Here is a 17,764-nt window from a genome sequence, read left to right on the forward strand (position 1 = left end):
GGAAGAAAATCGTGGCTGTTCAGCGATACCGTCGATGGAGCCAAAGCCAGCGCCGTGATCTACAGTCTCATGCTGACCTGCCGCGCCTGCGGCGTCGATCCGCTCGCCTGGCTGCGCCATGCGCTCACTGAGTTGCCTCAGCGCAAAGAAACTGCCGGCATTGGCGACCTGCTGCCGTTCAACTTCTCCAGAAACTCAGCCGCCTAATTAGCCGCATGTCGCTCTCAATGTAGCCGACCTGGCCCTAAAACAGCCGTCAACGCGCATGGAAAATCGCGCTTACCTTCATTTCGGCCTCAACGGTATTTCGTGTCTATAATAATCTATAAAAAGAGCGAGGTATAAAGCGATGCGGTTTCAACTTGGCCAGCTTTTGTAGAACGAGGGCACTGCATTAGCTTCAACATCGACGTCGTATTGCTGCTTGGCGTGCTTGGACGGCCGGGAAATTGCAATCAGACGGACTTACTTGAGCGTGCTTTCAAAGTAGTCCGAGTGCCAGTTTGAGCGCTCGTCTCCAGCCATTCGCGCTACGTTTCATCTTCAGATATGAATCCATGCCGCAGCCCGTGATATCTGCAGATTTTTGCTCCTTTTCCTCGCGATTTTAGAATTCTGCAGGTTTAATACTCTATAAAAATTATAGAGTATTATAGGTGAAGCATCCGCTTCGATTTTCATTCGACGACCGCGTTCGAGGGTGATGTCTATCGGACATCGAACGAGGGAAGTCGTGCTACTTGGGGATATCCATAATATGAGTATCAAGAGCCTCCTTCTCGGCTCCACGGCCGCACTTGCGGCTTTTTCTGGCGCATACGCTGCGGACGCGATTGTCGCCGCAGAGCCTGAGGCCGTTGAATACGTTCGCGTTTGCGACGCCTACGGGACGGGTTATTTTTACATTCCTGGCACGGAGACATGCCTGAAGATCAACGGCTACGTCCGCTTCCAGGTAGGCGCCGGCCCGAACCGCAGCGAGACTGTCGGCAATGGCTCGACTGTTGCCAATAGAAGCGATTGGGATGCGTTCACACGTGGTCAGGTCCAGCTTACCGCCAAGAGTGACACGGAATACGGTCCTCTGACAGGCGTGATCGTTTTGCAGACGAACGCCGACAACGCTTCGTCCCAAGCGGCCATTCTCGACTCGGCGTATATCGACGTCGCCGGCATTCGCGCCGGTCTTTTCTACTCTTGGTGGGACGATGGTCTTTCCGGCGAGACCGATGAGATCGGTTCGGCAGTCACTTTGCATAATTCGTTGCGCTACCAATACGAAACGCCGGAGTTTTATGCAGGCTTGAGCGTCGATGAGCTGGAAGATGGGGTCTACCAGGTCGGTGAAAGCAGCAACAATGTTGGGATCGCTTTTGCTGTTGGCGGCAAAGCCGGTATCTTCAGCTACCAGGTCACTGGTGGCTTTGACACCGACAACAGCGATGGCGCTATTCGCGCCCTTGGCAACGTGAAGGTCGGCCCCGGAACGCTCGGACTAGCCGCAGTATACTCCTCCGGTCCAAACTCCTACTACAGCAAAGCCGAATGGGCCGCTGTGGCTCAGTACGCGATCGATGCGACCGACAAGCTGAAGATCACGCCGGCCGTTCAGTACTTCGGCAATTACTACGGAGCTAACAAGGCGGGGGTGCCGGACACGTTTAATGGTCTGGGCGATGCGTGGAAGGTCGGTGTCACCGTTGACTACCAAATCGCCGACAACCTCTATGCCAAGGCGACGCTCAACTATCTCGATCCGGACCGAGGCGACGACGTGACGACAGGTTTCTTCCGCCTGCAGAGAGCCTTCTAAAAGAGGCTAGTCGAAGGCCCCGATCCGTGACCAGGGATCGGGGCCAACCACCTAATCCGCTTCCCATCAAGCTTGACGCTACAGATTCTCACGCAACGAGATTTTCATAGGTACTGAGTGGATCGCAGGAGTACTCGACGGTTGGGCCGCAACCGGTGATTCCATTGTCTGCACCGCAAGGGCCGCAACCCTGCCGAACTCGTGGCTTAGGGCCACGTCGATTACCTCGTCGATCAAGTGCTTCGGCGTCAGGTCGGAGATTTCGGCACTGACAACTCTGATCTTAGAATCAGGTCGCTCTTGTAAAGCGCGGACCACGCCGTCGATACCACCGCCGCCCATGTAGATACCGGAGAGTCCGGCGTTCTCGTCCAATAATTGTCTGGTCAGACGATAAGCGTTCTCGTCGTCTTCCATCGTCTGACGAGCCGGAAGAAGCTTGAAGTCGCTCTGCGCTTCCCGCAGGTAATTGAGAAAGCCAGCTTCGTACTCTTTCTGACAGAGATATTGTTCCGAGCCGATGAGCACGCCGATGGTGCTGCCTGGCGCGCAAAGCCGCGACATGAACCATCCGGCTGTTCTTCCGAGCTTCCAGCCGTTGGTTCCGATGAAGCCGGCGCGATGAGGCGCTGACAGGTCCGAAAGCAGCGCCCAGAAGGGCACGCCGCGCATCGCAAGCTCGTGTATGGCCTGGTTGACGCGGGGATGTTCGATGCACACCCCGGCGATGCTGTCGCATTCGTCCGCCAGGCTGAGCAGCGCGTCGGCGATCGAGCGCGCGGACATATCGTCAACGTGACGGATGATAGCCTTTCCCTTGATCTTGGTGGAGGCGTTGGTGGCATCGACCAGAGCCTTGGCGAAGCTGCCGTAGAGATGCCGCTCGCGTTTGTTCAGGACAAAGCCGAGGGTCTTTGCAGGCGCATCCTCGGACAGGCGCTGCCGCAGGCTGGGCACGCCCTTGAAGCCGATCTCTTGCGCGACGGAGAAGACATGTTCGGCCGTGGCCCGCTGCACTGGGCCGCGCTTGTTCATAATTCGATCGACGGTCGAAACACTGACGCCGGCGGCCTTCGCAAGATCGATGATCGTAACGCGGTTTTTCATGATGACCGATCTGTAAGCGACGTTCCCGTGTGAATATTAGCTTTCAATGGGATACGGCAGTTTGTGTCAAGCTGCCGTATCCTTCAAAGATAATCCAGTCAGTTCGTCGCGAGGTTTGGGCGGGCGGCGAGGGTCTGGCGCATCTTGGCGACATCCTCCGGACGAACCGGTGCGGCCGCGTTGCCCCAGGTGTTGCGGATGTAGGTCAGCGTCTCGGCAATCTGCCGATCATCCATCTTCCATTCGAAGGAGGGCATCCCGGCGCCGGTTGGCTTGTCGTGCGTGGCAACTGCTCGCGCACCCACCAGCATTGCACGGATCAGGTTCGTCGCATCGTCGGCCATGATCGCGTTATTGCCGGCGAAAGCAGGTATCATCGACTTGATCCCTTCACCCTGCAAGCCGTGGCAGGCAGAGCAATTAACCTCGTAGCGAAGTGCTGCGGCCTTCATTTCCGGCTGGCTGGCCGGAATGGAAGCCGGAACTTCGGCCTTGGCGCCGCTAATGGACTTCAGATAGGTCGCGATGGCCTCGAGATCGGGGTCCGTCAGGTACTGGGTCGAATTCTCCACCGCCTCGGCCATCGGGCCGGACGCTATGGCGATATCGTTGGAGCCAGTCTTCAGGTATTCGACGATGCTCTCATTCGAAAGATGGCCGATGCCGGAATGCGGGTTTCCGGTGATGTCGGGTGCATACCAGTCGCCGAGGTTGCCGCCCTGCATAAGCCGGCTGGCAATCTCTGCTCCAAGGTTGTTACGCGGGCTGTGGCAGGCGGCGCAATGACCAGCGCCCTCGACGATGTACTTGCCACGGTTCCACGCCTCGGACTGTCCGGTATCTCCGGCAAAGCCCTTATTGTCGAAGAACAGCATGTTCCAGCCGGCCATGGCGAGACGGATATTATAGGGGAAGCGCATGCCGGCATTCTCATCGACGGCATTCTTTGCCGGCGTGATGGTGGACATGTAGGCCCAGAGGTCGTGCATGTCCTGATCGGTCAGCTTGGCATAGGCCGTATAGGTCATCGCGGGGTAGAAGAAGCCCTTCGAGCCTTGGCCATGCCGTACCGCATTGAAGAAATCGCGCTCCGTCATCTTGCCGATGCCGGTATCCCGGTCGGGCGTGATGTTCGACGACAACAGGGTGCCGAACGGTGTCTTGAACACGTAGCCACCGGCGAAGGGATCATTGCCCGGCACCGTGTGGCAGGCCATGCAGTCACCTGTTCGCATGACATATTCACCGCGCTTGATAGCCGCTGCATCGGTCGATTTGACGTCGAACAGTGCGGTCGTGTCGTCTGCAACAGATGACCGGCTGGTATTCAAGCGGTCATAGGCCCAGTACCCGCAGCCGGCAATGCCGAGAACAACGACGGCGCCAAGCGCTTGTTTCCAGTTCGCCATCGATCAGCCCTCCACCAGTGCGCCAGGGTTTTTCACATAAGTCTGGTGGATTGCCTGCGCCGTGCGGATCGCAAGCGCGCCGACGGTTCCTGTCGGGTTGTAGCCGGCATTGTTCGGGAAGGCAGAGGCGCCGACCACGAAAACGTTGTGGCAATCCCAGCTCTGTAGGTAGGTGTTGACGGCAGAGGTCTTTGGATCGGCACCCATGACCGCGCCGCCGATGACGTGGTCGGAGGCGACGACTGCGGTTGAGAAGGACTTGGCCGCGAAGTTGAATGGCGAGACCTGGGCAGCACCCATGGCCTTGGCCAATTCGACCGAGCGGTCCATGGTGAACTTCGCCATGTTGCGGTCGCTGGTGGCATAGTCATACGTCAGGCGGATCAGCGGCACGCCGAACTTATCCCTGTAGTTCGGATCAAGATCCATGTAACCACCCTTGACCGGCATGGAGCAGCCCTGATTGAAGAGCGTGCCGTAGTTCTGGTAGTATTTGGAATAGGCCTTCTTGAAGCCGGAACCCCAGCGCGGCGAGCCCGGCGGGATGTTGTTGGTCTTGGCGATCGGTTGGCCATCGCGCGACAGCGTCAGGATGCCGGCACCGCCGATGAAGTCCAGTTCGGAATGGTCGAAATTATCGCCATTGTAGTCGTCGATCTGCGAGCCGAGGCCACCTGCACCGATGAACGGATTGATCTGGTCGTCCTCGAACCACATGTCGGCGCCAGACACGGTCTGGAAGCTGAAGTTTCGGCCGACCACACCTTCTTGGGTGCGCGGATCATAGGGCTGGCCGATGCCCGAGGTCAGAAGCAGGCGGACGTTATCGACAATGAAGGCGGTCGAGCAGATGATGTCGGCCGGCTGTTCGACCTCATTACCCTTCGCGTCGATATAGGTAACGCCGGTCGCCGTTTTGCCATCGCTGCTCTTGTTGATGCGCGTCACGCAGGCTTCGGTGATGACGGAGAAGTTGTCGCGCCGCATCAGGGTCGGGAAGATACAGGCCTGCGGCGAGGACTTCGAATAGTTGCCGCAGCCATAGTAGAGACAGAAGCCGCAATAGGTGCATGGACCCATGCTGACGCCGAGCGGGTTGACGTAGGCCTGGCTGATATTGGCGACCGGAATGGTGAACGGGTGCAGGCCAAGGTCCTTGGCGCCCTTGTTGAAGAGTTCCATCATGCGCAGCGTTTTCAACGGCGGGGTCGGATAGTCGCGCTGGCGCGGCCCTTCAAACGGGTTGCCTTCCGACTGGATCTCGCCCTTTAGATTGCCGGCCTTGCCGGAAATGCCGGCGATCCGCTCCCAGCGGTCGTAAAAGGGTTCCAGCTCATCATAGGTGATGCCCCAGTCCTGCAACTGCATTTCGCCGTCTTCCGCGCGCTTCAGGCCGTACCGCTCGATCGTCTTCGAGCGAACCTGGAAGTCCCAAGACGAGAAGCGCCATGCCATGCCTGCCCAGTGGAAGCCGGCGCCGCCGACGCCACCGCCCAGTTCGTAGACGCCGAAGTCACGCTGCGGCGCTGCAATCTGGTCGACAGTGTTTCTGAACGTGGTGGTGAGATCACGCGGCTTGCGCAGCAATTCCTTGCGGCTTGCCCAGCGCAGCTCGTCGGCGTCGACAGCAGGTGGGGTGTGGGTGGACGTATCGGTCCAGGGGCCGCGGTCGATCGCAACGACATTGAGGCCGGCACGCGTTAGCTCTTCGCACATCAGGGAGCCGGACCAGCCAAGTCCGATGACGACGACATCGGCCTTCGGGCGTTTCATAACCATAAGAATACCTTGAAGATTTTTCAGATAACGGGAAAAGATCAGTCGCGCGGGATCAGGCTGACGGGTTCCAGGCCAAGCTTCTGGCCGTTCTTGTCAGTATAGGCGCGGTAATCGTAACGAGCGCCGGGGAAGCCGATCATCTTCCAGCCGACCATATCCTTGTTTCCGCCATAGAGCGGATCGGCGAAATAGCCTTCGCGAACATTCTGGAGCATCAGCTCAAAAAATGCCTTGGTGTTGATGTCCGGACCGAGGCTGATCGTACCGTTTTCCATGCCTTCGAGGATCTCGTCCTGGCGGTTCGGCTGCAGATCGGCAAAGGATGCGCCATCCGTCTTGCGGGCATAGGCTTCGAGCGCCTTCAGGCCGGTGTCGTAGCGCTCACGCGGTGTAGCGATGAACTGCGGTACCTGCATCATCTCGTCGGCCTTCGGGTCGAGCGGCTTGTCGCGGTAAAGCGATTGCCCCTCGCCGAAGGGACCGGCGAGCTGGGCGTCGAGGAAGTCGAGACAGCCGGCCTCGCTTGCCGACGGGCCAAGCTCATCGGCTGGCATCAGGCGATCGAATACTACCTTCACCGTCTTATAATCGGTGTCATCTGTGAGCGAGAGCCGGACCCCGCCGCGGCGAATGCCTTGCGGCACAGAATCCGGGTTGAGCGCCATGTCCTCGGGATAGCCGTGCACTTCGGCAGCCTTGGCGGGAACGGCGAGCGCCGGTGCGGCCATGAGCGCACCGAGCGAGAATAGTGCTTGTCGTCTTTTCATCGGATGCTTTCGATAGAGCATGCGACAGCGGCCGCCGGCGTTGCCGAGGGTAAACTGTCGTGGGGGCGTTGGAAGGGATCCGCGAAGACTGCCAGACCAGTGGTCGGCGTTCGGCGGCGGAGGAGGAGGGTGCTTAAAAGCGTGCGTTCGGCGGGTGTACGCCGAAAAGACAGATCGATCCTCTGGATCGCTTCAAGGGGCTTTGGCTAATACGAATGTTCTGCAACATTTTCACCTCGTGCCTCCCATCCGCTTCCTATGCTGTGGCATCCAACGCGACAAGACGACGCAACAAGAATTTGCGAGAGCACATCGAAACTCTTTCATTATGAATGAAGGGATGATGGATGCGTGAGATATTAGCCAAACGATCAGTGTTTCTGAGGGCACGACAGAACGCTGTCTAAAGCGATAACCGAACCACCTTCGGATCGTCCGATGTGGTGCTGTGTGAACGCGATGCTTCCCAGAAAACGGCTGAAATCAACCACCGTCACCGACGCAACGTAAGTGTCCACTGATGTGGCTGATGAGTTGGAACGTCGGTTCTGAGCGTCCATTCACAAATACTGGACGAACCGCTCGCTTTGCTCGGAATTGCTGCCGCCTCGACCAATGCCGAACCTTTATCGAAGCCTAATACAAACGTCTTGACCTCGCTCAAAAATAATGGAATGAATATTTCATCGATGCAAGATTTCGGTCTATTTGTTTCATTAACGATGGCCGATCGATCGACTTCCTGGTGGGAGCCAGGAGTTCCGGCGTGAGGAGGGTGCGGCCGGACACCGTTTTATGGAGGAGAAAACATGAAAAAGCTTATCTTGGGCGCAACGATGATGCTCGCCTTGTCGACGGCAGCGCACGCCGAAACCGTCGGCGTATCGATCGCCAAATTCGACGACAACTTTTTGACGGTTCTGCGCAACGGCATGAGCGACTACGCCAAAACGCTCAATGGCGTCACGCTGCAAGTTGAAGACGCGCAAAACGACGTTTCGAAGCAGCAGAGCCAGATCCAGAACTTCATCGCTTCGAAGGTTGATGCGATCGTCGTCAATCCCGTCGATACCGATGCGACGGCCGCCATGTCGAAGCTTGCCGCCGATGCTGGCATCCCGCTCGTCTACGTGAACCGCCAGCCAGTTAACGTTGACACGCTGCCGGACAAGCAGGCATTCGTCGCGTCGAACGAGCAGGAATCCGGCACGCTGCAGACCAAGGAAATCTGCCGCATTCTCGGTGGCAAAGGCAAGGCCGTGGTTATCATGGGCGAGCTCTCCAACCAGGCCGCTCGCATGCGTACTCAGGACATTCACGACGTCATCAAGACTGACGAGTGCAAGGGCATTGAAATCGTCGAAGAGCAGACCGCCAACTGGGATCGAACCCAGGGTTCCGACCTGATGACCAACTGGCTGTCAAGCGGTGTCGAATTCGATGCTGTCATCTCCAACAACGACGAAATGGCGATCGGCGCCATCCAGGCGCTGAAGGCAGCTGGCAAGGACATGAAGAAGGTTGTTGTCGGCGGCATCGATGCTACGCAGGACGCTCTGGCCTCCATGCAGGCGGGTGATCTCGACGTGACGGTATTCCAGGACGCTGCCGGTCAGGGCAAAGGCTCGATCGACGCCGCGCTGAAGCTTGCCAAGGGTGAAAAGGTCGACAAGAAGGTTTACATTCCCTTCCAGCTCGTCACGCCTGAAAACGTCAAGGACTTCGCTTCCAAGAACTGATGCTGTTGCCTGTGTGCGGGGCATCCCCCCGCACACATCGACCGCAGTGGGATCAGGGAGGATTTGATATGGTGGTTAGTCCATCCACGATGGCGGCTGTGCGCGCCAGCGGAGCAGTACCGAACGCCGAATTTCTTTTGAGTGCTGAAGGTGTCCGCAAGGAATTTCCGGGCGTCGTGGCGCTCGATGACGTGCAGTTTCGCCTGCGGCGCGGCACGGTTCATGCCTTGATGGGCGAAAATGGCGCGGGCAAGTCGACCTTGATGAAGATCCTGGCCGGCATCTATACGCCGGACAAGGGCCAGGTCTGTCTGAAGGGCATCGAGATCCAGTTGCGCTCGCCGCTTGATGCGCTGGAGAACGGCATCGCCATGATCCATCAGGAGCTCAACCTGATGCCCTACATGACGGTGGCCGAAAACATCTGGATCCGCCGCGAACCAAAGAACCGCTTCGGATTCGTCGACCACGGCGTCATGCGCCAGATGACCGAAGATCTGTTGAGCCGATTGAATATCGCGATCGATCCCGAGATCCAGATCCGTGAGCTCTCCGTCGCCAGCCGCCAGATGGTCGAGATCGCCAAGGCGGTTTCCTACAAATCCGACGTGCTCATCATGGACGAGCCGACGTCGGCGCTCACCGAGCGCGAGGTCGCCCACCTGTTCCGCATCATCCGTGACCTGAAGGCGCAGGGGATCGGTATCGTCTACATTACGCATAAGATGAACGAGTTGTTCGAAATCGCCGACGAGTTCTCTGTGTTCCGAGATGGCAAATACATTGGCACCCACGCATCGACGGACGTGACGCGCGACGACATCATCCGCATGATGGTCGGCCGCGAGATCACCCAGATGTTCCCCAAGGAAGAGGTTCCGATCGGCGACGTCGTGCTCTCCGTCAAGGATCTGAGCGACGGCCGGTTCTTCCGTGACGTCTCCTTCGAGGTGCGCGCCGGCGAGATCCTCGGCGTGGCCGGCCTGGTCGGCTCCGGCCGATCCAATGTCGCAGAGACGATCTTCGGCGTGACGCCGGCCAAGACCGGCACGATCGAGCTCTTCGGCAAAAAGGTGGACATTACCTCGCCGACGGTGGCGATCAAGCACCGCATGGCGTTCCTGACCGAAGACCGCAAGGATACGGGCTGTCTTCTCGTTCTCAACATTCTGGAGAACATGCAGATCGCGGTCCTTCAGGACAAGTTCGTCAAGGGCGGCTTCGTCCAGGAGAGCAAGATCGAGGAAGCCTGCGAGACGATGGCGCGCCAGCTGCGCGTAAAGACGCCCAATCTCTTCGAGCGCATTGAGAACCTGTCCGGCGGCAACCAGCAGAAGGCCCTGATCGGCCGCTGGATGCTCACCAACCCGAAGATCCTCATTCTCGATGAGCCGACCCGCGGTATCGACGTGGGCGCCAAGGCGGAGATCCACCGCCTAGTCACCGAGATGGCCCGCAACGGCGTGGCCGTGATCATGATCTCGTCGGAGATGCCCGAAGTGCTGGGCATGAGCGACCGCATCATGGTGATGCATGAGGGACGGGTGACCGGTTTTCTCAATCGAGACGAAGCAACGCAGATCAAGGTGATGGAGCTCGCCGCGCAATAGCCGCGCGCGCGATCTTCGATTATCTAAGGGAGGATTCCATGACAAACAATACAGCAGAGGCCGCCGGCCCGCTTTTGAAGAGCCCCAGGCGCCGTCGCGTACCGCCGGAGCTGAGCATCTTCCTCGTGCTCATCGGCATCGCGCTTGTTTATGAGGTTCTGGGCTGGATCTTCGTTGGTCAGAGCTTCCTGTTCAATTCGCAACGCCTGACAATCATGATCCTGCAGGTCTCCGTCATCGGCATCATCGCAGTCGGCGTCACGCAGGTCATCATTACTGGGGGCATCGACCTGTCCTCAGGCTCTGTCGTCGGCATGACAGCAATGATCGCTGCGAGTTTCGCGCAGGCCTCGACATGGTCGCGGGCTCTGTATCCAAGCCTCACGGATTTACCCTTCTTCATCCCGATCGGCGTCGGCCTGCTCATCGGATTGGCCGCCGGCTACATCAACGGCCAGCTTATCGCCAAGACCAAAATCCCGCCGTTCATCGCCACGCTCGGCATGATGGTCTCGGCGCGTGGCATCTCCAAGTGGTACACAAAGGGCCAGCCGGTTTCGGGCCTCACGGACCAGTTCAATTTCATTGGCACTGGGATATGGCCCGTCGTAGTCTTCCTCGTTGTTGCACTGATCTTTCACATTGCACTTCGCTATACCCGGTACGGCAAGTTCACCTATGCGATTGGTGCGAACGTTCAGGCCGCGCGAGTGTCGGGTATCAACATCGAAGCCCATCTGATCAAAGTCTATGCAATCGCTGGCTTGCTGGCGGGCCTCGCCGGCGTGGTCACCGCTGCTCGAGCCCAAACAGCGCAGGCAGGCATGGGCGTGATGTACGAACTCGACGCGATTGCGGCCACTGTTATTGGTGGCACCTCGCTGACCGGCGGTGTCGGCCGCATTACCGGCACTGTCATCGGCACCATCATCCTCGGCGTCATGACTTCTGGATTTACCTTCCTCAGGGTGGATGCCTATTACCAGGAAATCGTGAAAGGCCTCATCATCGTCGCTGCTGTTGTCATTGACGTCTATCGGCAAAAGAAGCGGGCGAAACATTGAGCGAGAAAGTGCTTGCGCGGACAAGCCATTGAATAACCGAGCGTAGCCCAAGGCGCTGGTCGTGCGGGGGCATTCCCCGCACGACGTATTTCAAGCAGCTGAAATGCGTTCGAACAGGAACTGGCGGTCGCGCCTCGTCGTATGCCGCGGAAGGTCGGTCTTGTGCACTGAAGCCCTTAGGAAACCGTCATGAAACACCGTCTTTCAGCAAGCGAACCGAAAGATCTCCAGGAACTTAAGAACATGATCGCTGCGCGGGCTTGCGAGTTTCCGGAACAATCGGAGCGCGTTGCGCGCTTCGCATTGGAAAAGCCTGCTCTCATTGCCTTTGGGACGGCTCAATCGATTTCTTCGGCATGTTCCGTGGCGCCCTCCACAGTGTTTCGGACGGCCAACGCCCTCGGTTTCACAAATTTCAGCGAGTTTCGGCGCTTCTTCAGGCAGCATGTATTGGCCAGTTCGGCGGCGCGCGCTGGTTCTTCCTGAGCGATTTAGCCATATGCGGCGTCTCGCGCCGCCCCATCGCATGGACGCGGACAGCCTTTGGGATCGCGATCCGATTACCAAAATTCTCAAACACAACACACGGAGCGCAAATGAAATCGTTGGGCGTCGGCTTGATCGGCACGGGCTATATGGGCAAGTGCCACGCGCTTGCATGGAATGCGGTCAAGACCGTCTTCGGCGATGTCGAGCGTCCGCGCCTTGTGCATCTGGCCGAGGCGAACAGGGATCTTGCCGATGCGCGCGCCTCGGAGTTCGGCTTTGAAAAGGCGACCGCGGACTGGCGTCAGCTGATCGCCGACCCCGATGTCCATGTCGTCTCCGTCACCACGCCGAACCAGTTTCATCCCGAGATGGCGATTGCGGCGCTCGAAGCGGGCAAGCACGTCTGGTGCGAAAAGCCGATGGCGCCTGCCTTTGCGGATGCTGAGCGCATGCTGGATGCCGCAAGGCGCGCCGGCAAGGTTGCCGTGCTCGGCTACAACTATATCCAGAACCCGATCATTCGCCACATCAAGGCGCTGATCGGCGAAGGCGCCATCGGCCAGGTCAATCACATCCGCGTCGAGATGGACGAGGACTTCATGGCCGATCCGAACGCGCTCTTCTATTGGAAGAGCGAATTGTCGGCCGGCTACGGCGCGCTCGACGATTTCGCCGTCCATCCTTTGTCTTTGCTCTGGTGCCTCTTCGGCCATGTCGAGGCTGTCGTCACTGACATGGCCAAGCCCTACGCCGATCGCCCAGTGAAGGACGGTGGACGGCGTTCGGTCGAGAATCACGACGGGGCCAATGTGTTGATGCGTCTTGGCGGCGGCATTTCCGCCGTATTGATGGCCAACCGTGCCGCCTGGGGTCGAAAGGGTCGCATAGCCTTGCAGATATTCGGGTCGAAAGGGGCGATCACCTTCGACCAGGAGCGCATGAACGAATTCGAGCTCTATCAGGCCGATGGCCGCGGCAGCGAGCAGGGTTTCCGCAAAATCCTGGCCGCACCCGCCCACCATCCCTATGACCGCTTCATTCCCGCGCCCGGCCACGGCCTTGGCTTCAACGATCTGAAGATCATCGAATGCCGCGAACTCATTCGTGCGATTTCCGGTGAGCCGTCGGTGATCGTCACATTCGAAGACGGTCTTAGGATAGAAAAGTCTGTTCACGCCATGGCAGAGTCGTTCCACCAGCGCCGCTGGATCGAGATCGCCTGAGTGGAGGCTCTTGGGTGATGGGCCCCGAGCTAGATGTTCTCCGGAATATGAATGTCGAAGGGCAGAAAAACCTGGTCGGGAACGGCAGCGTCACGATCGCCGATCGCGGCGGTCATAAGACGCATGACCGCCGAGCACATCGCAGGAAGTGGCGTGCCAATCGCCATGGCAACCGTGCCATCGGCAAGTCCAGCCTTGCTGTCGGGCGTCAACTCATTGACAACGAGCACTAACTTTCCGCTGAAACCTTCTTCCCGTACTGCTTCAATAGCGCCCTCCATGCCGCCACCGCACGCGTAGAGGCCGACCAGGTCGGGATGCCGATGCAATAGATCAACTGTTGCCTCATGAGTGATATCTGCTGCGTCGAGATTGACGAGCGTGTCTAGCACCTCGAATTCGGGCGCGTTTTCGCGCATATAGGAACGGAAGCCAACCTCCCGCAACTCGTGCCCGTGAAACCGATGACTGCCGACGAACAGCGCAACCTTTCCCGCTTGCGCCGCCGTCTTCGCGACCGCCCAGGCTGCCGTCCGCCCGACTTTGCGGTTATCAACGCCGATGTAACCATCACGCACGCCGGCGGCAAAATCGGATAAAAGGGCGAAGACCGGAATTCCCTTGTCTTTCAGTTCCTCGACAACTGTGGAAACAGCCGGATAGTCGGGGCCAACGACCGCGACTGCTTGGTTTCGAGCCGCCAGCGCTTTCAACTTCTCGGTAATGGCCGCAGGAGTGCTGGCTTGAACGAAGTCCACTTCGGCCTGAATGCGTGCGGTCGTCACAGATCGCGCGGCAACTTCGATCTCCTTCGCGAAGCTTTGATAAAAGGGTTGCATCGGCTTTTGCAAAAGGAAGCCCAGCCGGTGTCGGGGCAGATCTTCGAAGACTCTTTTCCGGATCAATCCTACGGCATGATACCCGATTTCCTGGGCGGCATCATAAACCCGTCTTGCGGTCTCCTCGCGGACAGCGTGACGACCATTCAATACGCGGTCGACCGTTGCGACACTGACGCCGGAAACCCGGGCTAGATCTGCGATTGTTGGGCGGCTCATCGCTTGCTCCTGAGGTAATTTGTCATTCCTTCGCCCAGCTTTATGATATGTTTTGATAGATAATAGCAAGGCTGCATTGAGCGGTTGGATAAGTCAATCTATCTTAAGCTTCACCGGCGGTTGGAGGCCGGCTTGGGAGGCGGAAATGACGACGAACGTGCCAAAGCGCGATTACAGCCTGCTTGGGCAAAGTGCCCGTACGGCAGTTGAAACCGGACTCGCTGCCGCGCAGTGGTATCACACTGATGTGCCGCGCAAGGATATGAAAGCGCTAATGCAGCGTTCCGACATGCCGGCAATTCGCGACACGGTCATCTGGCTGGGCAGCATGGTCATTCTTGGCGGGCTCGGGGCTTACTTCTGGGGATCCTGGCTCGCACTACCGTTCTTCCTCGCCTACGGCGTACTCTACGGCTCGGCATCCGACAGCCGCTGGCACGAATGCGGCCACGGTACCGCCTTCAAAACGCGCTGGATGAACGACGTGGTCTACGAGATCGCCTGCTTCATGATCATGCGTAACCCGGTAACATGGCGCTGGAGTCATACTCGCCATCACACCGATACGGTTATCGTCGGTCGCGATCCCGAGATTGCCGTCATGAGGCCACCGGACCTTCTTCGGCTCGTTCTCAATGCCTTCGGCCTGCTCGACGCCTATCACGCGATGATCGACATGCTGCGCAACGCAGTCGGCATCATCAGTGCCGAGGAAAAGACCTTCGTACCTGAATCCGAGCAACCCCGCGCAATCCGCATCGCCCGCATCTGGCTCGTCATTTACCTTGCGACGATCGCGACCGCGCTGATCATGGGCTCCTGGTTGCCGCTGGTTCTGATGGGCCTTCCAAGGCTCTATGGCGCCTGGCACCACGTCATGACAGGGCTCCTGCAGCATGGCGGCCTGGCCGACAATGTCATCGACCACCGGCTGAACAGTCGTTCGGTCTACATGAACCCGATCAGCCGTTTCATTTACTGGAATATGAACTACCACGTCGAGCACCATATGTTTCCGATGGTGCCCTATCACGCGCTTCCCCGCCTCCACGCAATGATCAAGCATGATCTGCCCGCGCCAAACCCGTCGATGTGGTCTGGCTATCGCGAAATGATCCCGGCGTTCCTGCGTCAGTTGCGCAACGAGGACTATTTCCTGAAGCGCGAGCTGCCGGCCAGCGCGCGGCCCTATCGCGAGGAGCTTCACGCCGAGCTTGCCCCGGCCGCACAGTAATCAGTCTACATGGGAGGAAAAATCATGAGTGAGACCTGGATCGAAGTCTGCGCCAAGGACGATATCGACGAGGAGGACGTGCTTCGCTTCGACCACGCCGGCAGAACCTTTGCAGTGTATCGGAGCCCTGACGACGAGTTCTTTGCAACCGACGGCCTATGTACCCATGAAAAAATTCATCTCGCCGACGGTCTCGTGATGGACGAGATCATCGAATGTCCGAAACATAATGGCCGCTTCAACTACAAGACCGGCGAAGCGAAGGGTGCGCCCGTCTGCGTCAATCTGAAGACCTATCCGGTCAAGGTCGAAGGCGATTCCGTCTTCATTTCGATCTGAGGGGCGGTCATGTCCCATTTCGTGATTGTTGGCGCCGGAGAATGCGGCGCTCGAGCAGCATGGACGCTGCGGGAAAAGGGTTTCGACGGCGACATCACGCTGATCGGTAACGAGCCGCATGCTCCTTACGAGCGCCCGCCACTGTCCAAAGCAGCACTCGGGGATGGCCAGCATCCAAAGTATGTCGCCGACGAGCAACGCTACGCCGAGGAGCGCATTGCATTGCTCATCGGCGTCGCCGTCGAAGGGCTCGATGTCGGGGCGAGGCAACTGACATTGTCCGATGCGCGAGTGCTTACCTATGACAAGCTGCTTATTGCAACTGGTGCCCGGCCGAAGCTTTTTCCGGGGGCGGCTGTGACGAGCCCGCATATCCGTTTGCTGCGGACCCATGGCGATGCAGTCGCACTGCGCGCCGCCATGCAGCCGGGCAAGCACATTGCGATTATTGGCGGTGGCTTCATCGGGCTCGAGCTGGCCGCGACAGCCCGCAAGCTCGGAGCGACGGTCACCGTGATCGAAGGGCTTGAACGCGTGTTGAAGCGCGGCGTGCCCGAAGATATCGCCGCCGCCGTGACGGCACGCCACAGTGCTGAAGGCGTGGACGTGCGTTGCGGTGTCACGATCGAGGCGCTCACCGAGGATGCGGGCAAGGCGCTTGTCCGTCTCAAAAGTGGCGACGTCATTCAGGCGGACCTCGTCCTGGTCGGGATCGGTGCGGTACCTAACACAGCGCTGGCGGAGCAAGCTGGACTTGCGATCGACAACGGCATTGCCGTCGATGAAGAACTGCGGACGTCCGCGCCCGATGTGTATGCTGCCGGCGATTGCTGCTCGTTCCCGCTCGATCTTTATGGCGGCAAGCGAGTGCGTCTCGAATCCTGGCGCAATGCGCAGGAGCAGGGCGCGATGGCGGCGGTCAACATGATGGGAGGCGGCGAGACAATCTCCGCCGTGCCCTGGTTCTGGTCGGACCAGTACGACATGACGCTTCAGATCGCCGGCCTCGCGGACGGCGCGGTCCGACACCTGCGCCGGGACATTGGGGAAGGGGCCTTCATTCTCTTTCACCTCGATCAGGCCGGAAGGCTAATCGCCGCAAGCGGAATCGGCCCAGGAAACGCGGTGGCGCGCGACATCCGCCTTGCAGAGATGCTGATCGCTGCCCGCTCGCATCCCGATCCGCAAGCGCTCGTCAACGCCGGCGTCAAACTCAAATCCCTGCTTTCCGCGTGAGCGGCAATCGATTCTGGAAAAGGACAATCCGATGAAGAAACACGGCCGGCCGACCGTAGCCGATCTCCTGTCGCTAAAGGGCAAACGTCAGCTCACCATGCTGCGCGTCACGACGCTAGATGAAGCCGAGGCCGCCCAGCAGGCCTCTGTGGATATCGTCTCTGTACCGCCAGCTCTTCTTGGCCCGGCATTTCGCGAGGCCGCACCATCGCCTTTTGCGATCCCCGGTCTCGAGTACGGCGACTACGTGTCGGCCGAGGAGTATATGCGTGAGGCATTCATCGCCCTGAAGGCCGGTGGCGATGCGGTCTATTGTGCGGCGAGCCCACGGATCATTCGCCGCATGCGCGAGGAAGGCATTCCTGTCTGCGGTCACGTTGGGCTCATCCCGTCAAAAGCGACGTGGACCGGCGGGTTCCGGGCAGTGGGAAAAACCGCGCTGAGCGCGATCGAAATCTGGCGACAGACGAAAGCGCTTGAAGATGCCGGTGCCTTCGCTGTCGAAATTGAGGTCGTTCCGGGTGATGTCGCCGCGATCATCAGCAACAACACGTCGATGCTCATGATCTCGATGGGGGCGGGCAGCGGCTGCGATGCGCAGTATCTATTCGCTGACGACGTGCTCGGTGCCAACCGCGATCACTATCCCCGCCATGCCAAGGTCTATCGCGACTTCGCGTCCGAGTATGATCGGCTGCAGCGCGAGCGGGTCGCTGCCTTCAGCGAGTTCGTGGCTGACGTTCAGTCCAGCGCATACCCGGACAAACGTCACCTCGTGTCGATCGACACGGACGAGCTGAAAGCCTTTCTCGCCCATGTTGAGAAGAATCTGGTCAAGACGGAAGACTGAGCGCCGTCAAATCGCTCTCTATTACACTCCAGAGACATGGGAATAAA

16 protein-coding genes are annotated in these 17,764 nt (G+C 58.8%); 11 read left to right on the forward strand and 5 right to left on the reverse strand.

Annotated elements, in window-relative coordinates; genetic code table 11:
* Together D460_RS32610 and D460_RS0105965 are read left to right on the forward strand one after the other, a co-directional pair.
* Positions 1 to 207: transposase domain-containing protein (locus D460_RS32610; RefSeq protein WP_018897604.1), on the forward strand; the 207-nt coding region annotated here is incomplete at its 5' end.
* A gap of 550 nt (positions 208 to 757) precedes the next feature.
* Positions 758 to 1,813, forward strand: coding sequence for a porin (locus tag D460_RS0105965; RefSeq protein ID WP_018897605.1), 1,056 nt, complete (start codon positions 758 to 760; stop codon positions 1,811 to 1,813).
* 78 nt (positions 1,814 to 1,891) lie between these two features.
* On the opposite strand, the gene D460_RS0105970 is transcribed toward D460_RS0105965, so the two are convergent.
* The 4 genes from D460_RS0105970 to D460_RS0105985 all read right to left on the reverse strand — a co-directional run bounded on the left by D460_RS0105970 (position 1,892) and on the right by D460_RS0105985 (position 6,875).
* Positions 1,892 to 2,920 (reverse strand): LacI family DNA-binding transcriptional regulator, encoded by a 1,029-nt coding sequence (locus D460_RS0105970; RefSeq protein ID WP_018897606.1) that lies wholly within the window; start codon positions 2,918 to 2,920, stop codon positions 1,892 to 1,894.
* 98 nt (positions 2,921 to 3,018) lie between these two features.
* Entirely contained in the window at positions 3,019 to 4,329 is a 1,311-nt protein-coding gene (locus D460_RS0105975; protein ID WP_018897607.1) for a cytochrome c, read from the reverse strand.
* Positions 4,330 to 4,332: 3 nt separating this feature from the next.
* Positions 4,333 to 6,108 (reverse strand): GMC family oxidoreductase, encoded by a 1,776-nt coding sequence (locus D460_RS0105980; RefSeq protein ID WP_026282835.1) that lies wholly within the window; start codon positions 6,106 to 6,108, stop codon positions 4,333 to 4,335.
* A gap of 38 nt (positions 6,109 to 6,146) precedes the next feature.
* Complete coding sequence (locus D460_RS0105985) at positions 6,147 to 6,875, reverse strand: gluconate 2-dehydrogenase subunit 3 family protein (RefSeq protein WP_026282836.1); 729 nt, start codon at positions 6,873 to 6,875, stop codon at positions 6,147 to 6,149.
* Between the two features lie 809 nt (positions 6,876 to 7,684).
* Here D460_RS0105985 and D460_RS0105990 point away from each other — a divergent pair.
* From D460_RS0105990 to D460_RS0106005, 5 genes are all read left to right on the forward strand, one after another.
* A complete protein-coding gene (locus D460_RS0105990) occupies positions 7,685 to 8,614 on the forward strand; it encodes a sugar ABC transporter substrate-binding protein (protein ID WP_018897610.1) in 930 nt (309 codons plus the stop codon).
* 68 nt (positions 8,615 to 8,682) lie between these two features.
* Positions 8,683 to 10,224 (forward strand): sugar ABC transporter ATP-binding protein, encoded by a 1,542-nt coding sequence (locus D460_RS0105995; protein WP_026282837.1) that lies wholly within the window; start codon positions 8,683 to 8,685, stop codon positions 10,222 to 10,224.
* A gap of 38 nt (positions 10,225 to 10,262) precedes the next feature.
* Positions 10,263 to 11,288, forward strand: a complete 1,026-nt coding sequence (locus tag D460_RS0106000) for an ABC transporter permease (RefSeq protein WP_018897612.1) — start codon at positions 10,263 to 10,265, stop codon at positions 11,286 to 11,288.
* 189 nt (positions 11,289 to 11,477) lie between these two features.
* Positions 11,478 to 11,774, forward strand: a complete 297-nt coding sequence (locus D460_RS32615; RefSeq protein WP_018897613.1) for a MurR/RpiR family transcriptional regulator — start codon at positions 11,478 to 11,480, stop codon at positions 11,772 to 11,774.
* A gap of 110 nt (positions 11,775 to 11,884) precedes the next feature.
* Positions 11,885 to 13,000, forward strand: a complete 1,116-nt coding sequence (locus D460_RS0106005; RefSeq protein ID WP_018897614.1) for a Gfo/Idh/MocA family oxidoreductase — start codon at positions 11,885 to 11,887, stop codon at positions 12,998 to 13,000.
* A gap of 29 nt (positions 13,001 to 13,029) precedes the next feature.
* Here the strand turns inward: D460_RS0106005 and D460_RS0106010 are convergent, their stop codons facing one another.
* A complete protein-coding gene (locus D460_RS0106010; protein WP_026282838.1) occupies positions 13,030 to 14,058 on the reverse strand; it encodes a LacI family DNA-binding transcriptional regulator in 1,029 nt (342 codons plus the stop codon).
* A gap of 145 nt (positions 14,059 to 14,203) precedes the next feature.
* Here D460_RS0106010 and D460_RS0106015 point away from each other — a divergent pair, with 145 nt between their 5' ends.
* From D460_RS0106015 to D460_RS0106030, 4 genes are read left to right on the forward strand one after another with little or no spacing between them, the layout of a single operon-like run.
* Positions 14,204 to 15,292, forward strand: coding sequence for a fatty acid desaturase family protein (locus tag D460_RS0106015; RefSeq protein WP_018897617.1), 1,089 nt, complete (start codon positions 14,204 to 14,206; stop codon positions 15,290 to 15,292).
* A 24-nt stretch (positions 15,293 to 15,316) separates the two neighbouring features.
* Positions 15,317 to 15,631: a MocE family 2Fe-2S type ferredoxin gene (locus tag D460_RS0106020; RefSeq protein WP_018897618.1), complete on the forward strand. Its 315-nt coding sequence runs from the start codon at positions 15,317 to 15,319 to the stop codon at positions 15,629 to 15,631.
* Between the two features lie 9 nt (positions 15,632 to 15,640).
* Positions 15,641 to 16,867 carry an FAD-dependent oxidoreductase gene (locus D460_RS0106025; RefSeq protein ID WP_018897619.1) on the forward strand — a complete coding sequence of 409 codons (1,227 nt, stop codon included), beginning with the start codon at positions 15,641 to 15,643 and terminating at the stop codon, positions 16,865 to 16,867.
* A gap of 31 nt (positions 16,868 to 16,898) precedes the next feature.
* The gene (locus D460_RS0106030; RefSeq protein WP_018897620.1) at positions 16,899 to 17,717 is read left to right on the forward strand and encodes a 3-methyl-2-oxobutanoate hydroxymethyltransferase; all 819 of its coding nucleotides are present in this window, start codon (positions 16,899 to 16,901) and stop codon (positions 17,715 to 17,717) included.
* Positions 17,718 to 17,764 lie beyond the last annotated feature (47 nt).

Origin of the sequence: Rhizobium sp. 2MFCol3.1 (assembly GCF_000377565.1) — a bacterium.
Taxonomy (GTDB): domain Bacteria; phylum Pseudomonadota; class Alphaproteobacteria; order Rhizobiales; family Rhizobiaceae; genus Rhizobium.

Bases quoted from the DNA above. Each gene is read 5' to 3' on its own strand.
- D460_RS0105965 (WP_018897605.1), top strand. From the start codon at position 758: ATGAGTATCAAGAGCCTCCTTCTCGGCTCCACGGCCGCACTTGCGGCT.
- D460_RS0105970 (WP_018897606.1), bottom strand. From the start codon at position 2,920: ATGAAAAACCGCGTTACGATCATCGATCTTGCGAAGGCCGCCGGCGTC.
- D460_RS0105975 (WP_018897607.1), bottom strand. From the start codon at position 4,329: ATGGCGAACTGGAAACAAGCGCTTGGCGCCGTCGTTGTTCTCGGCATT.
- D460_RS0105980 (WP_026282835.1), bottom strand. From the start codon at position 6,108: ATGGTTATGAAACGCCCGAAGGCCGATGTCGTCGTCATCGGACTTGGC.
- D460_RS0105985 (WP_026282836.1), bottom strand. From the start codon at position 6,875: ATGAAAAGACGACAAGCACTATTCTCGCTCGGTGCGCTCATGGCCGCA.
- D460_RS0105990 (WP_018897610.1), top strand. From the start codon at position 7,685: ATGAAAAAGCTTATCTTGGGCGCAACGATGATGCTCGCCTTGTCGACG.
- D460_RS0105995 (WP_026282837.1), top strand. From the start codon at position 8,683: ATGGTGGTTAGTCCATCCACGATGGCGGCTGTGCGCGCCAGCGGAGCA.
- D460_RS0106000 (WP_018897612.1), top strand. From the start codon at position 10,263: ATGACAAACAATACAGCAGAGGCCGCCGGCCCGCTTTTGAAGAGCCCC.
- D460_RS32615 (WP_018897613.1), top strand. From the start codon at position 11,478: ATGAAACACCGTCTTTCAGCAAGCGAACCGAAAGATCTCCAGGAACTT.
- D460_RS0106005 (WP_018897614.1), top strand. From the start codon at position 11,885: ATGAAATCGTTGGGCGTCGGCTTGATCGGCACGGGCTATATGGGCAAG.
- D460_RS0106010 (WP_026282838.1), bottom strand. From the start codon at position 14,058: ATGAGCCGCCCAACAATCGCAGATCTAGCCCGGGTTTCCGGCGTCAGT.
- D460_RS0106015 (WP_018897617.1), top strand. From the start codon at position 14,204: ATGACGACGAACGTGCCAAAGCGCGATTACAGCCTGCTTGGGCAAAGT.
- D460_RS0106020 (WP_018897618.1), top strand. From the start codon at position 15,317: ATGAGTGAGACCTGGATCGAAGTCTGCGCCAAGGACGATATCGACGAG.
- D460_RS0106025 (WP_018897619.1), top strand. From the start codon at position 15,641: ATGTCCCATTTCGTGATTGTTGGCGCCGGAGAATGCGGCGCTCGAGCA.
- D460_RS0106030 (WP_018897620.1), top strand. From the start codon at position 16,899: ATGAAGAAACACGGCCGGCCGACCGTAGCCGATCTCCTGTCGCTAAAG.